This window comes from Sulfuracidifex tepidarius (assembly GCF_008326425.1).
GTDB classification, from domain to species: Archaea; Thermoproteota; Thermoprotei_A; order Sulfolobales; family Sulfolobaceae; genus Sulfuracidifex; species Sulfuracidifex tepidarius.
This window is the reverse complement of the sequence record NZ_AP018929.1, coordinates 2,041,928-2,056,746: the sequence shown is the minus strand read 5'-3', so window position 1 is coordinate 2,056,746 and position 14,819 is coordinate 2,041,928. Positions and strand designations below refer to the sequence as shown.

Below are 14,819 nucleotides of genomic sequence, written 5' to 3'. Positions count from 1 at the left end.
AGTAGGTTGAACCCATAACGGGATTGAAAGTGACAGCCCTAATTTTTTTTCCATTGAACCCATATACATGTTGAACCCATAACGGGATTGAAAGTCCACTTCTCTATTCTCTTTATCACGAATCTGACGGCGTGTTGAACCCATAACGGGATTGAAAGATGATAAATTGATAGCGTATCATCCTGAACACGGAATTCAGTTGAACCCATAACGGGATTGAAAATTAGTACCAATTTCTAGTTAATTTTTACCTAATTAAGTTTAATTTAAAATTATAATAAAAATCATAAAAGATTATCATGTTTGAAGGTCTCAATGAAATGGTATTACCAATTTATAATCCCCTTCATCAAGACATAATTATGGGAGGAGGCACTATAGCCTTCGTAAAAGATTGGGGAGCTTTCTTACACGTTAAAGACAACATGATAGTTTGCTCCTTAAAAGGGAAGGATATGTGGAGCGTCTCTCCAGTTGAGCTATCTTCCATCGTTTTTCTCGTCACTGGTTCGGTTTCTTCTGAGGTAATTGCACTAGCTAACGAGTACGGGATAGACCTAGTCTTCTTCAGGAAAGGAGAGCCCGTAGCTAAGGTGATACCCGCAAGATACGGCGGTTCCATGAAGGTTTGGCTATCTCAACTTAAGGCGTGGAAGAGTTCTCGGGTAAAGTATGCCTCCGTCTTCGTCAGAGGGAAGTTGAGGAACCAAAGGGTGGTGCTCAGGTATTACGAGAGGAAGTACTCCCTCGACCTATCCACTGAGAAACTACAGAAACTTGAGGAAGAAGTAATTTCCTGTTCAACTGTGAAACAAGTCATGGGGAAGGAAGCCGAGGGCGCCAGAATATACTGGTCTTCGGTTAAGTCCCTTATTCCCCTGAAGTTTCCCGGCAGGAAGAGGAAGTCCGAGGATCCGTTTAACGTGGCGTTAAACGTGGGCTATGCCATGCTCAGGAGGAGGGTATGGTCTGCAGTGATTTCAGCAGGCCTCAATCCATATGTAGGTTTCCTCCACTCTATTAGGTCTGGAAGGGAGTCACTAGTCTTCGACTTGATGGAGGAGTTCCGTCCTTTAGTGGATAGGTTCCTCATAGGTAAGGCTAGGGAGAAAGGTGAGGAAGGCATATCCTTAAAAGAAGTTTATAGAGGGCTTAGTAACGTTGGGGAGGACGAAGTGTTCACCCAAGCTAGGAGGTTAGCCCGTTCATTCGAAGGGGAGGAGTACTCTCCTTTTCTGATGAAGTGAACAAGAGGAGGAAGAACTTGACGTTAATGATTGAAAGGGCTTAGTGAGATAATTGAAAGAAAGAGCTATCAAAGACCTAGATGACGTTTGTACACACATAAACTAAGTGTATATGCTTAGAATGAAGTACTTTCTTAATATTTCAACTAAAAATATTTCAAAATATTAAACATAGATTAAATTAAGCCTTACACAAAGTGTAGAATATTTCCGCGTTCTTCGCGATTAGGAGTTCATCTGCGTAATGATGTTCGATATGATTTGCGTTAATCTGCGTAAAAGTTGTCAATAGATAATAGTAGCCTAAAACCGATGAGATGGCTTAATGGACATGACGCTCAAGACATTGCTAAAATATATATCACTTTATTAAATAATTTAGAGGCAGAGAAAATTGTAGAGTAAACTTTATGCACTTATCTTTTTACTAGAGAATAAGCAATGAACATATGTGGTGTAGCGCTATGCGGAGCTACATTTAATTAGAGGGTAAGCGAAAACGTAAAAAAAGGAAAAGAAGAACGGAAACTATACTCAAGATTTTCATAATAGACAGAGGGGAAGGTAAGTTAAAATTATACAATAATAGTAATAATATATTTATTTGTTGATATTAAAGAGATATGAAATCCTAGGAACTTCACCCCGACGTAATTCACGAAGAAGAAAGCTAGCAGGACGTAAGTCACTACTACGCCCAATGACGTAAGGCCGTTCTTATATAAGGAGGGGAAATAGTGCGAAATATACATGGTGGTCGATACAGCCTCTATGGCCACAGTAGATACAGCTGATATGATCTGACTTCCTCCCCGCCACGGCGAGGGTTCCCCTCATCGATTCGAGTTTACATCCCTCATTTGAGGGGCAGTCGAGAGGGTCAGAGAACCCCTCCTGTTAAGGTTTAGCAGTTGTGCTACTTTCCCTTGGTAGTACTAGATTGTGGGTACTACCGAGAAAGTTTTTAGAGTTTGACTCGATGCCTAATTTTTAAAATATGAAAATTAGTGAAACTTATTAGCACTTCACACTATTTAATTTGATGGAAATCGACAAGGATTCCTCTAATGCCATGGTCTTGTTGGTTATCATAGCGTCTCTAATTCTCTCTTACAAAGTGGGGGAGGAGTTTCCCGCCCTCTTAATCGTCACGTCGTTGATAGGGATACTGAGGAGGAAGTGGATTTCAGTAGCGGTTGTGCTGTCCTCTTTGACTTTCTTGAGCTTCGACGCCATAACTCCTTTAGATTTCGTCTTAGTAGCTTTGTCCACCTCAGTCTCTCTCGTTTGGGAGGTGTCGTACTCGCTCTGGTTGACTCTGGGTTACTCAGCTTTGCTGTTAGGAATACCTTCTCTCTTTCAGCTACTGGCTTTGATATCCCTCCTCATAGCCATGAGGTACTTCAAGCTTGAAGTCAGGGGGTTCGCGTTATCCGGTATACTGCTCTTGATAGTGAGCGTCTTCAAGACTCCATCTATAGCTGACGTGTCGTACTTCGATTTACTCACAGGTGTAATAGGAGTTGCATCAGAAAACGTGAAACTTCCGAAGAGGTCTCCTTATCTGATACCTATAATACCAGCGCTGCTTTTCGCTGCTTACGGTATACCGGGGAAGTTCTATTGGGCTGATTCAGGCTCATTCCTCTTCAAGTACAGCCCCTTCTCTCTGTGGTTGCCTGGGTCGTTTTATTACCCAAGGGTGAACGATTTCCTCTTGTTCTTTCTTTTCGACAAGCCTTTCTACTTGGTCGTCTTCTCCATGGTTTACATCTCGGGAGTGCTCTCCTATCATGCCTTGAAGTCAATGAATATGAAATACCCAATGATAGGATCTTTGTTATATACAATTATGTTTCCCATAGACTCACCCCATGTGGTGATACCTTACGTTGTGTTGCCTGCAATTTTACTCCTGAGCAGGATCAGATCGCAGAGGGGATTCCTGGCTTCTTCGATGCCTTTAGTTGCAATATCTTCCACGAGCCCGTTGTTCCCTTTCGCCGCATATGCGATGTCTCTTCTAGGAAGGGACGATAACGCTAGCAAGTATTCAATTCTTCCTTACTTGGGGGTATCGGCGTTCTGGATAATACCCTACATGTTCCTGGGGTTCCCCAACTCCTCTTCGTCTCAATGGGGATACCTGTTCTTGCTCGCAGGCGTGGCAGTTATCTCCATCTATCTTGGAGGGAGGAAGATAGCGCCTTTCGTCCTCCTGGCGTCTACCGCAGTCATGATGCTTCACGTCCCGTACTCTTCAGGGCTTTACCCTGTGATAGTCTTGACTTCACTTTACATCGTTATGACCTTAGACCATCCTTTCGAGAAAGTGCTTTTGGGATTTACTTTCATCCTATTGTTATTATCTCAAGCAGATTATATATACTCAGCGGGACAAGCTCCCTCGCTTCACGTTCCTGAACTCACTCACGGATACGTTTACTGGATAGGGAATTACAGCCTCCTATCCCCCCTGCCGTTGACAAACGAGAAATACGCAAACTACGTGATTAACGTGAGTTCTGACCACTTAAATGTGACCAGAATCAAGGGGGAGAGCCCTTACTTTCAGGAACTTGAAGTCAACTACTCCTCTCCTATATCTCTCCTTCCTGAGGAATCGTCCTTGAAGGAATACTTGGGATACGCGATTTGGTACACGGATAACTCCTCTGTTTTAGTCGTAAGCTACGCTGATTTTCCCTCAGCTAAATGGACTGTAGTGCACTCTAACGAGAGCGTAAACGTGGACGTACAATATCAGAACGGAACTTTCGAGTCGTTCACCTCACAAGTTCTCAACCTGACCTCGCATATATCGTTCCTCGAGATCACTCATGAAGGGAAGTCGACCATCAATATATCAGTTGATGTTTGGAATGGAACTAATCTCTTGGAGGTAGGACACTTGGTGCAGGAATTGAACTACTCAGTCAAGCCTGAGCTCTCAGGAGTTAAGATAGAGATACACTCGTCGTATCCTTTCACACTGAAGCTGAGCAATGCGTCCGGTTTATCCTTCTACTTGAATGAGCATGAGTTGTCATCCAAAAAAGCATATACCATGAGCGGTAAGGTGACACTGAAGGGCATTTTCCCAGGGCAAGTATACCTCTACGTGGGTTTAGCGATCTCCCTACTGTCTTACTTGTCAATCCTCCTACCTTGGGGAAGAATCAAGAAAGTAATTGATAGTAAGAGCAAAAAGCTTGAAAATCTGGAGAAATGAGACACATGTATGTTACATCTGACTTCCTCCCCGCCCTAAAGGGCGAGGCTTTCAATCTTTTGTGTAACGTATAGATCTCGCATGTAGTCATGAGAAAGAGAGAAGAGGAAAACTCACCTTAGAATCCTCAAAATGGAAGTCTGTGCTTTCATGAACAACCTAGTTTTAAGGACTCCACGGAATGGAGAATAATAAACTCTCAACTTCACTAAGGACAGGAACATGAGAAGTATAACCTTTACCAGCTTCTTAGATATCTTGCTGTCAGTTTCGTCGTGAATGTAGTCTACTTCCACTTCCTTTATTTTATACCCTTTCCTCTTAAATGCATAAATCAAGTTCACGTCAAAGAGGAAGTCTTGAATTATCAACTCATCCTTCACTGATAAAGCCTTCTCTCTGTCCATCAGTTTAACTCCACCCTGAAAGTCGCTTAAATCTCTTAAACAGGGAAAGAAAACCTTAACCAACGCTACGAAGCTGTCGTGAAGGACCTTCCTTTTCAGAGGCATTCCTACCATTCTCCTTTTCACGATAACTAAGTCAGCGTCCTCCGAAATTATCTTAATTAAGTCTTCCCTCGAGATAGGCAAATCAGCGTCTAGGACGAGAACCCTTTGCGACGACGCGTTTATAATTCCTACCTTCAATGCCCCTCCCTTTCCGAGGCGATCCTTTGAGACGAAGAGCTTCACCGGGAATTTCTTGACCACCTCCGGGGTGTTGTCGTCCCCATCGAAGACTACTACAACTTCAGTTTTCATCCATGCTGATAAAAGTTTCAATGTCTTGCCAATTCTGTTCTCTTCATTATAAGCAGGAATCACTATTGATATCATCAAGATTTAAAATGAAGTATATTTAAAAGGATTTCCCTTTCTTGTAGACATATAACCAAAAAATTATATAGATTTTCATCTTTTCTGATCCTTTCCTATTTGCTGTCTTTCTTATCGTCCTTTTCTCCCAGCTTCTTCATCTCCCTCACTGGACCTTCCATGGAACTCTTGACTCCAGAGGTTACGTCACCGATTAGCTCTTTGCTAGCATTGACTGCTTCCTTAGTTACATCCTTTATCCCTCTCTCAGCAGACTTCCCTATTTCCATAGAGGATTTAACAGTCTCTTTCCCCAGATCTATCCCGTCCTTCGCTATTCCTGATGCCGCTTCTATTGTGCTCTTTCCCACTTCTTTACCCGTATCCATTAAGTCTTTTACAGACTTCTTTGCCTCGTCCTTCAATTCTTTCCAAACCATTCTGGTCTCCTAACATATTCTTGATATTCTGGATACTATTAAATGTTTGCGAACACATTTACTATCTTATAAGAATTTCTACGGCTCTTTTTAATCACTTTTTAACCCGATCCATTATTCGCTGAAAGATTTTGCTCCAATACTAATATGAATTAAATGACGTTAGAGATACATAGAAAAAGATGAGAACAAGAGGAGATGCGATGATAAAACAATGAGATAGTTCCCAGAAAGAAAGTTTTCAGTATTACAGATCCTACCTCACGCTAAAACAAATGTAAATCTTTATTATCATAAGAAAGATCGTTTCATATGAATCCAAAAAACAAATATATTGCGGTTGGAATATTATTGTTTTTTATAGCTTCTACTTTGGTCGTTTTCAATATGAGCAATCATAATACCAAGGCTGAAACACCACAATTTCCACATCTCCATAGATTTTTTCAGAATGTTACGTATTACTCAGAACTAGATGGATGCTATTTCCCCTACATCGTTAAGGTGGTATACTGTCCTTTGAATTCCTATCCATTCAACCTTAGCTTGCCTAACTCTTGGAATGTGATAAACGGAAATCAAGAGCACGAAGCGTTAGTGAACACATCAGATCCGCTGTTCTACTTCGTGAATTTCACTGAACCTTATATTCAACTTGCGGGAGGCAATCCCTTACCCCTAAATGTTTCAATTCAGCACATACCTGCAGCACAAGTCAAGGGAGTCAGAAGCGCTCAAACTGCATTAAGCCAATTTGTGGGAGAACCTCTGGGAGCTACCCTTGCAGATAACATGCTTTTCGTGGAAGCAGATTCAGGCCCCGGATCAGTCTTCGCCATCAACCCAATTACGGGGAACGTAATATGGTACGCAACTGGGCTGGCCAGCTATGCGATGGGAGACCCCGTTGTGAGCGAAGGGATGGTCTATGTCTCCGTGGGCGATGTCGGCTTCAACTTCGCCAACTTCAATCATTACATTGCGGGGAACGATAGTTTAATCGTAAGAGGAATGGCATACGGCGCGATCTACGCTTTTAACGCCACTAACGGGAGATTAATGTGGATGCACTTCACCGATGGAGAGGCAATGCCTTCTCCCGCAGTCTATAACGGAATTGTAGCGTATGTAGATGGAGCTGGGTTCTTCACAGGAGCTAACGCTACTACGGGGAAAGTGATGTGGCAGACCCATTTGCCTGGGTTGTTCGCAAGCATGAGTAGTGTCAACTATTACGTGTTACCTAATGGTACTCCTATATTCATGGCTGGGTTCAGCGAGTTACAGTACCCTTATGGAAAGATAGTAGCTGTAAACGGAATTAACGGCAATCTAGTCTGGGAATCATCTATCAATCCACCATATGTATCCTCGAACACTGGAGTAGGAGATGTGCCGGTAGCTGTAGACCAAGAACAAGGTATAGTAATCTCTGATACAGTTGCTAATCAAACTGGTAAGTTCGTGTCTTTCGTGGCATACGGTGTGAACGCAACCGACGGTAAACTGTTATGGGAAGACAACCTCTCGTACGGAGGTGTTCCTGCTGCATTTAAAGGAGGAGTACCGCTTGTGGTGAACGGTGTAGCTTACTTACCAGATCCTTCAACGGGAGAGGAGTTCGCCATAAACGCATCTAACGGGAAGGTGTTATGGGAGACCGTCTTGCCCGGAATACCTTTAGCACCGAAGTTCGCAGGAGCTCCTAGAGGATCCCCTATATATTTCGACGGTTATCTTCTGCAACTAGGTGCAAACTCTCTATACGTAATGAATGCCAGCGACGGACATCTCTTGGGTAGGTATGTTCTCGGAGGATTCTTCGGCATATCTAACCCAGCTATAGCTGGAGGTACAATTTACCTAGTGAACAACTATGGATGGATAATGGCGTTACCTCTAAGTTCGTTTGGTATAGAGTCTGGGACTCCTCTACCTTCGCTCTAAATCTTTTTTTAAAAAAGATCTTCTGTTAGCTCATTTAGAGGAATATCTTTACATTAAGACTGAGATTCAATCACGATTTAGAAAAGAATCGAAAATAGACCCAACGTTATCTAAGATTTTTAAAAAAAAACAGATAACTGAAAAATCTTAAAGACCTTTCAAATAAAGGAATATTACGACAAGTAGGTACAAGACAGATCCTGCCGTGAACCAAAGCTTCGTCGACCACAACGGGGATTCGGGAGCCATAGAATCAATGGAAAGACGTTTAGCTCCGTTTACCAGGAAGTATAAATCTACTCCCATTAAGAGCAGATTTATACCATATTCAGTAGCTCCCGTCCACGCAGCAGAAAGGAAATATATCAAGTTAGTGTAAAGAGCACAAGTCGACGCAAGTTTAGTCAGCATTCCGCTCATGAAAAGAACTCCGAAGGATATCTCCCCTATTATCACCAGCTCACCAGTTAGAACAGGATTAGGAAACGCTACTGAATAAAGGAATCCCTTAATCGGAGATCCCTCAGCGAAGTACTGTATTGTGAAACCCACATACTTGGTCGAGTCAGGGTTAAGGAACCCAGGGTTTAGAAGCTTGTCTAGGACTCCTGCGACTATCCATATAGACCCCGCAATTAGCCTGAACATTACGTCCCAATAAGACCCCTGTCTAGCCTCAACCACTTATCATCACCTCATATCTATCAGCCAGTCTCCTCGATATCCTCACAACGTAGTAAGCAGAGATCCCTAAAATAAGGGCTCCAGCTAGGACAGTGGAGCCTAAAGCTAGGGCCTGCATTATCCCTCCAGTCCAAGCGCCTAGGACGAACGTACCGTACTTCCAGGCTACTCCCTTGGTGAGGGGCAATGCGCCTGACGCCATGTAGAGCAAAGAGTTCATTGCCGTGGGCGTTAAACAACATATGCCAGCTATAGTGCCTATTGAAGGAACTGAGGCGGTCAAGAATCCCCCTGCAGTTGAGGTCGCGGAAAGCCTGAAAGACTTTGGAACGGGGAACGAGTAAAGGTTTGCAGAAACATAAATTAAGGAAATCACGTAGTAGGAAAGGATCAGGGAAACCGTCAGCAACAGATCGACAGCTAAACCCATCAACATTATTGAAGGCTCAGCTACCAGGTAAAGTCCTCCGAGCTTTAACACTGAAAGACCTGCACCTTCGTAGGTAGTCAACGTAAGTTGAACGAAATACTTGTCCACGTTCAGCCCCGGCACTAGAAGGACTCCTGAGGTAATAAGGTAAGAGATGTAATACAGAACAAAATAAGTTGAGACCAAAGCGAACCCGACCTTGTCCTTCAAAACTGCCCTTATCACGTTCTTTATTCTCATAGGGCCTCTCACCAGGATGAACCTGTTCCCCTTCTTCCTGAACAGAACCACGCCCACTGTGACAGAGATCAACAGGAAGGAGAAGACGTACTCCAGAAACGGGGTGATGAACGTTATCTGTCCAGTGTCAGACATCGGACAGTACCATACGTTTACCACCCTGAATCCGTTTATTATCACAGGAAATAGAACTGTTGCTTCCAAGAAAAGGAAAAAATAAAAAAGGGGGTTTAAAGGTCTCACCTTAGTTCACCTAGCAGTGAAGCCCAGTCACCGGAGGTAAGAGGACGTTGTTGACCAAGTAGTTCTCCGCTGATCCTGTCATCGGAACCACAAAGGACGGAGCTGTACTCAGAGGTACTTGATATGCTACGCTCATAGATGAAAGGGAGATCAACACTATCATCCCTCCGGTATTAACGTTGCCGTGTATCACAGTGAACGCATATTGTCCGCCAGGAGCGATAGCTATTCCCGACAGTCCAGGAGTTGAAGTAGAAGGTAAGTTGATGGTATTCACTACTGAAAACGAGGAAGTGGATATCACGGCAACCTCGTTTGAGTCAGCGGACGCCTCAAGGTAATATGACCCGTTAGGCGTGAAAACTCCTCTCTGAGCTACTACAGTACTTGGCATCCTCACCATACCCATGTAAGATAAGTCGGGAAGTGAGTAAAACCCAACGCTGTTGTTCCCCGAGAACTCTACAGCAACCATCGTTCCCTGAACGTTAGGCGACAGCATGTAAGGTTCAGACTTAGGGGATGTGACCTTCACCGTGTTTACGTTTCCGTTACCGGAGTTGATGAGGACTATGGAGTCGTTGAGTTTCATTGGAACTAACAAGTAACTTCCATCAGGAGTCCATCTCACGTCACAAGGATACATAGTCTTTCCGTTTGAGGCGAAAGTATCCTTCCACTCGACTTGAAGGGTATGAGCGTTTACGACCTCAACTACTCCGGAAGGTCCATCAGCTATAGCTACTCTGTTCATGTGTGGAGAGTACGCTACACCTATGAAGCCTATAGAATCTCCCACGGAGAGGGTGTCTACAACCTTCATGTTAGTGGAATTGAAAACTTCCACCGTTCCGTTATTTAGGGGAACGAACACGTACTGGTTGAGCGATATCGTGTCACCGTAAGGTACTTCCTCCCAGTAAAACACTTGGTCTGGGACGTTCAGCGATATGTTAACTACGTGTTGAAAACCCAGGAAACTAGACGCAGAGAACGGATTTATCACCATTGCAATTCCCTTCTGAGTAAGTGTAAGGAAGTAGAGAGACGATGATGAAGATGACGGTGAAGTCGGAGATGATGGAGTGGAAGAAACTCCGTGCGATGAGCTAACCCCGGGTACGTTTAGCATCAAGTAAGCCGAGCCGAACCCTACAGCAAGTATAACCACGAACCCAGCTAGCAGAATTAACTTATAGTTCATAAGTTAACTAAATTAAGAAACGTATAAAAGCTTAGTCAGTTTTTAAACTCTTATTTCATTTTTTCTTAAAAAAAGGTTACGACTAAAAAAATTAAACCGTGATTATCATGTCCACTTCGTCCAATAACTTATTATAGAAGTCAGGAAAACAACCTATCTTTGCCTCACCTATCAACTTGTCCGCTAAGTTTCTCATGAAGACGCATTGATCGCATGCCTGAAGATAGATCCCCTGTGACCTGCTCAAGGAAGCTAGCCTATCAGCTAGAGGATTACCTTTCATCAACAAATAAACGTTGTTATCCAGGAAAAACATGCCCTTTACCGTAGCTACATGCCTTCCCTCCTCGAGCTGGGGGACTATCATCTGTCCTAGAACGTAGTTTCCCAGGGGGGATTCAACCAAGTAAGCTATTCTCTTAGACATTCCATCACCTTCACAACCACTTCCCTTATCATTTGGTTCACTGTGAGTCCCTTTATTGAGGAAATCCTCTCCATCACCTGACTCTCGTCCTTGTTTCCCTTGTTGACCTCCTCCATGACCGCTTCCAACGTAATGATGAGGAGAGGGCACTGGTCGCAAAGGTACTTGTAACCCTCCTTAGTTTCGTAGATAGAGAATTTACGACCGTTGACCTCAAAGCTTCCCATTTCCTTACCTTTCCTCTTGCCCAGTCTGAACACCTGCCTAGCTAGGAAATCTGAAGCGAACTTCCTCTCGGTCTGGCAACCACAAGAATCCATATGTGGTTTTATTCTCAAAACTTAATAAACCTTCTTTTGAAAATCATCATACTATAATTTTATAGATAAAATAAAAATAATAGTTAATAGAATCGTCTATTATTATAAAATATCGATAATTATGATAAATTTTTAAAGGTAGGGAAGATACTACTCTTCTTGATGAAGTGTGAAGGCTACACTTAACCCTAAGCATATAGACGTGTTCAAGGACCTGAAGAAGAGCGCCATGGTATACGGGTTGAAGGACCTGAAGAAGATGGACTACGGGTATTCAGGGAAGGTAAGGTGGATGAACGTAGAAATGAACGTCTTCGCCTCAGTGAAGGGAAATCAGGTGAGGATCACAGAGGAGAACGGGAAGTTCATGGTGATAATTGACTTGAGTGAGGAGGCGGAGGTTAAGGTGGAGTGTGCCTCGATCTCTTCTGTCTTGTTCAAACCGATGGAATGGAGGATAGCGAGGAACTTGGAGAAATACTCGTCTTTTCTAAACAACGTCAGCATAGTGAGGAAGGAAAATAACAAGGGGAAATCCATATTTAACCCGACTAAGGCTAAGAGGTTGGACTTGAGGGGGGTTACTTGTCCCGTTCCTGAAATAGAGACGAAGAAGGCCATACTTTCAGCCAAACCTTTTGAGGTCATAGAGGTACTGGTCGATAACCCTCCCGCAATCAGGTACACCCTCCCTGAGGTAGCTAGGAGTTTCAATTGCAGGTACGAGATAGAGGATAACGGTGATTACGCCACGTTCACGTTCATGTGCGGGAGAAACGAAACACCGCTGAGCTTCTATGAGGTAAGGGACGTAATAAGGGATGAGATGGCCATAGGGAAACTTTACTTGCATTACGATAAGGTAGTCGAGGAGAAAAGAGTGGAGACTTTCTCTCCGACTCTCCTTGAAGTTGAAGGAGATGCTATGATAGTGGCTTCTCCCGAAGGCAGGGGATGGTTGTTGACTGCGGTAGTTAAGGACAAGAAGATGGTAGCTGCAAGGCTCGACTACGGAGATACCAAGCTGTTTGACGAAGACGCAATAAATATGGTAACTGGGAGCGTCGGGATAATCCACGTGTTTTACATGAGGTCTGAGAGTTGAGGAGCGAAGTCAACTTAGTAGGGCTTTGCTGTTCGGTTCCCCAGCTAATAGTTTATTCTAAAGTAAAGAAAATGAAGGACAATGACGTCTTGGAAGTCGTCGTAGAGAGAGGGTCTTCGCAAGAACAAGACGTGGTCATGGTGATAAAGAAGTTCGGGATCGACCTGGTCTACAGCGATGAGGGAGACTTGAGGAGATACGTAATAGAGCTACCTAAGGCTAGACCTAGAGGTCTACCTTAAATCCTTCTCGGGCGGCCTTGTCCTAGCTGAGTCTATTTTCATGAACTTGAAAATGGAAGGCTCTGTATTTCTTAAGTTGGTAGTGTTCAAAAATCAAGTGAAAAAACGACGGATTCGTTTCTCTAACTGACTTCCTCCCCGCCACGGCGAGGGTCCCCTTCCAGAGTGGCTCATCGTTCCCACCATCTATTCGGGATTACATCTCTCATTTGGTGGGCAGTCGGGGTAGCCAGAGAGCCCCCCACTTGAAAAGAGGGGACTTTCATCGCCGAGCTCTAGTCCCTTAAAGGAAAGGAGAGATATTAATTGCTCCTCCCACAGTCCTAAGCCCTCGGTCAAGCTGGGGAGGAGCGTCATTAGCATCACTGAAAGATATTTCACAAAGAAGTATTTAAACAAAGGGGGCTATCCATCCCCGCCTCAGAGAGGCGAGGCTTTCCGCCCCCTTAACCCCCTTTTTCTGTAACAGCACGAGAAAACAAAACGTTAGCTCTATTTCTCCTCTTTTGAACACTTTAATTCCAAAAATTCCTCTATATAGTTCTTTAAATACTGATATCAATCCGATGAAAACCGTGAACATAGCATGCTTTTCATTTTTTCTCTTTCTGTCCTTCCTTGACCTCATTCCTTACTTGAGTGTTTACTTTTGATGAGAAAAGCTTAACAAAGAATTTAAAAAGACTTAATACTTAAATAACTTAATTAAAGTTGTTTAGTTTAGGTGCAAATAAAAATGAGTGAAGACCTCAAAACCAGGAAACCGGACGAGGTAGTAGATGTAAGAGGAGAGTCATGTCCAATTCCCGAGATGACAGCTGGGAAGAAGTTGAAGAAGATGAAGCAAGGACAGATACTGGAAGTCCTAACTGATCATCAACCTGCTGTAGACGTAACCCTTCCGTCTCTAGCTAAATCAAACGGCTACCCCTTTACTATCATAAAAGATGGTGAAGTCTACAGGTTTAGGATTCAAAAGGTGAGTTAAGTTTGCCACCTATGGTGCTACAGCCGGTTTTTTCTTACGGCTGGCCCATTGTTTTTGGTGTCTTCGCTCTTTCAGGCTTCATTTTAGGTTGGTCAGCACAGAGGGGAAACTACTGTTTCGTTAACGCGATGACCTCTGTGTTCACCGTGAGGAGTTACGAGAGGTTCGGAGCACTTCTCCTCCTCTTTGGGCTTTCGGCTCTGGGAGCCGGCCTCCTGGTGGGACTGGGAGTAATACCTGCTAGCGATCAGTATTACTTCAATTACTTCGGAGGGTGGTACATCTTAGTAGGGTCAATAATTTTCGGCTTCGGTGCTGCCCTAGCAGGCGGATGTAATCTCTCCATGTTATACAGAGCGGCCTCAGGATACGTTCAGAACTGGATAGAGCTCTTCGGAATGATGATAGGGACTTACATATTCGCAGTGGGGATATGGCCCTTCCAGCTTTACACTATGGAGAAGGGCATACTCTCAACTACCTCTGGAGGTTACGTAGAGTACCTTCCGTACCTGATCTTTCATGACGTCTCTGACGCTGGAGTTTTGGTCACAACAGTGTTCTACTCTGTTCCCTTAATCGGTCTTGGGATATACCTGCAGGCTAGAACCAAGAAGAAATGGAACGCTATGTCCATGGGCAACGTAAGTAAGGGAATGATGGCGTCATCTCCCAAGTTCAAAGCGTTCGGGAAGTCCGCAATCCCTTCCCCTGAATCGATAAAGAGGATGGACTTGAAGAAGGAAGCAAAGGACCTTTTACTGCTCAAGAAACCATATGGGACTAACTTAACCACGGTGATCCTAGCTCTAGATATGCTCCTGGTCTTCATCATAGGGGCTGGGTACACTTTCAACTACTTGGTGATTACATCCTCTGACGGAGGAAGGTTCTTCGAGTACATCTTATTCATTTTCGGACAACACCTCTTCCTTACCACTCCTTGGTTCAATGATTCTCTACCCATAGTGGACACGAGTACCCTGATGGTAGTTATGCTCTGCGTAGGGGCTTTCTTCTCTTCTTACTTAAGCGGCGACTTCAAGATAAGGATTCCGAGGGAGAAGAAGAGACTTGCAATAGGCTTCATCGGGGGAATACTTGTGGGAATAGGAGTGAGGATGGCGTTAGGTTGCAACGTGGGATTAATGTGGACCAACTTCGCCCAGATAGGCTACGACGGGATCATATTCATCTTCGGAATGTTAGGAGGAGTATACTTAGCCGTGAAAGTTCAGGAGAGGTTATGAGA

At 43.8% G+C, this 14,819-nt stretch carries 17 protein-coding genes and 1 CRISPR repeat array (1 of these 18 cut by a window edge); of the genes, 7 read left to right on the top strand and 10 right to left on the bottom strand.

Going from position 1 to position 14,819, the window contains the following annotated elements:
• A CRISPR array of direct repeats spans nt 1-223; the repeat unit is 25 nt; unit sequence GTTGAACCCATAACGGGATTGAAAG (it extends 1,716 nt beyond the left edge of the window).
• Between the two features lie 76 nt (nt 224-299).
• Nucleotides 300-1,247: a CRISPR-associated endonuclease Cas1 gene (gene cas1 / locus IC007_RS10580; protein WP_306344631.1), complete on the top strand. Its 948-nt coding sequence runs from the start codon at nt 300-302 to the stop codon at nt 1,245-1,247.
• A gap of 575 nt (nt 1,248-1,822) precedes the next feature.
• On the opposite strand, the gene IC007_RS10575 is transcribed toward cas1, so the two are convergent.
• On the bottom strand, nt 1,823-2,026 hold the full coding sequence (locus tag IC007_RS10575; protein WP_149528738.1) for a hypothetical protein: 204 nt from the start codon (nt 2,024-2,026) through the stop codon (nt 1,823-1,825).
• 263 nt (nt 2,027-2,289) lie between these two features.
• Here IC007_RS10575 and IC007_RS10570 point away from each other — a divergent pair, with 263 nt between their 5' ends.
• Nucleotides 2,290-4,479, top strand: coding sequence for a hypothetical protein (locus IC007_RS10570; RefSeq protein ID WP_149528737.1), 2,190 nt, complete (start codon nt 2,290-2,292; stop codon nt 4,477-4,479).
• A gap of 113 nt (nt 4,480-4,592) precedes the next feature.
• On the opposite strand, the gene IC007_RS10565 is transcribed toward IC007_RS10570, so the two are convergent.
• Nucleotides 4,593-5,318 (bottom strand): glycosyltransferase, encoded by a 726-nt coding sequence (locus tag IC007_RS10565; RefSeq protein ID WP_054846543.1) that lies wholly within the window; start codon nt 5,316-5,318, stop codon nt 4,593-4,595.
• Nucleotides 5,319-5,413: 95 nt separating this feature from the next.
• On the bottom strand, nt 5,414-5,737 hold the full coding sequence (locus tag IC007_RS10560; protein ID WP_054846544.1) for a hypothetical protein: 324 nt from the start codon (nt 5,735-5,737) through the stop codon (nt 5,414-5,416).
• 519 nt (nt 5,738-6,256) lie between these two features.
• On the opposite strand from IC007_RS10560, the gene IC007_RS10555 reads away from it, so the two are divergent.
• A complete protein-coding gene (locus IC007_RS10555; RefSeq protein ID WP_162302180.1) occupies nt 6,257-7,684 on the top strand; it encodes an outer membrane protein assembly factor BamB family protein in 1,428 nt (475 codons plus the stop codon).
• Between the two features lie 147 nt (nt 7,685-7,831).
• On the opposite strand, the gene IC007_RS10550 is transcribed toward IC007_RS10555, so the two are convergent.
• The 5 genes from IC007_RS10550 to IC007_RS10530 form a co-directional block, all read right to left on the bottom strand.
• Nucleotides 7,832-8,332, bottom strand: a complete 501-nt coding sequence (locus IC007_RS10550; RefSeq protein WP_054846553.1) for a TQO small subunit DoxD — start codon at nt 8,330-8,332, stop codon at nt 7,832-7,834.
• A 28-nt stretch (nt 8,333-8,360) separates the two neighbouring features.
• On the bottom strand, nt 8,361-9,242 hold the full coding sequence (locus IC007_RS10545) for a hypothetical protein (protein WP_232048904.1): 882 nt from the start codon (nt 9,240-9,242) through the stop codon (nt 8,361-8,363).
• A 49-nt stretch (nt 9,243-9,291) separates the two neighbouring features.
• On the bottom strand, nt 9,292-10,485 hold the full coding sequence (locus IC007_RS10540) for a YncE family protein (protein WP_054846548.1): 1,194 nt from the start codon (nt 10,483-10,485) through the stop codon (nt 9,292-9,294).
• Nucleotides 10,486-10,576: 91 nt separating this feature from the next.
• On the bottom strand, nt 10,577-10,912 hold the full coding sequence (locus IC007_RS10535; RefSeq protein WP_054846549.1) for a DsrE-related protein: 336 nt from the start codon (nt 10,910-10,912) through the stop codon (nt 10,577-10,579).
• The gene (locus IC007_RS10530) at nt 10,897-11,232 is read right to left on the bottom strand and encodes a hypothetical protein (RefSeq protein ID WP_054846550.1); all 336 of its coding nucleotides are present in this window, start codon (nt 11,230-11,232) and stop codon (nt 10,897-10,899) included. The genes IC007_RS10535 and IC007_RS10530 overlap by 16 nt, the downstream gene beginning before the upstream one ends.
• A gap of 169 nt (nt 11,233-11,401) precedes the next feature.
• Here IC007_RS10530 and IC007_RS10525 point away from each other — a divergent pair, with 169 nt between their 5' ends.
• Together IC007_RS10525 and IC007_RS10520 are read left to right on the top strand one after the other, a co-directional pair.
• A complete protein-coding gene (locus IC007_RS10525; RefSeq protein ID WP_054846551.1) occupies nt 11,402-12,337 on the top strand; it encodes a sulfurtransferase TusA family protein in 936 nt (311 codons plus the stop codon).
• On the top strand, nt 12,334-12,579 hold the full coding sequence (locus IC007_RS10520) for a sulfurtransferase TusA family protein (RefSeq protein WP_054846552.1): 246 nt from the start codon (nt 12,334-12,336) through the stop codon (nt 12,577-12,579). The genes IC007_RS10525 and IC007_RS10520 overlap by 4 nt, the downstream gene beginning before the upstream one ends.
• Before the next feature lie 186 nt (nt 12,580-12,765).
• On the opposite strand, the gene IC007_RS10515 is transcribed toward IC007_RS10520, so the two are convergent.
• Both IC007_RS10515 and IC007_RS10510 read right to left on the bottom strand, forming a co-directional pair.
• Nucleotides 12,766-12,942, bottom strand: a complete 177-nt coding sequence (locus IC007_RS10515) for a hypothetical protein (protein ID WP_232048903.1) — start codon at nt 12,940-12,942, stop codon at nt 12,766-12,768.
• A 28-nt stretch (nt 12,943-12,970) separates the two neighbouring features.
• On the bottom strand, nt 12,971-13,207 hold the full coding sequence (locus IC007_RS10510) for a hypothetical protein (RefSeq protein ID WP_149528735.1): 237 nt from the start codon (nt 13,205-13,207) through the stop codon (nt 12,971-12,973).
• A gap of 108 nt (nt 13,208-13,315) precedes the next feature.
• Between IC007_RS10510 and IC007_RS10505 the strand changes: the two genes are divergently transcribed.
• Entirely contained in the window at nt 13,316-13,567 is a 252-nt protein-coding gene (locus IC007_RS10505) for a sulfurtransferase TusA family protein (protein WP_054846294.1), read from the top strand.
• A gap of 2 nt (nt 13,568-13,569) precedes the next feature.
• Nucleotides 13,570-14,817, top strand: coding sequence for a YeeE/YedE family protein (locus tag IC007_RS10500; protein WP_054846258.1), 1,248 nt, complete (start codon nt 13,570-13,572; stop codon nt 14,815-14,817).
• The last annotated feature ends 2 nt before the right edge of the window (nt 14,818-14,819 follow it).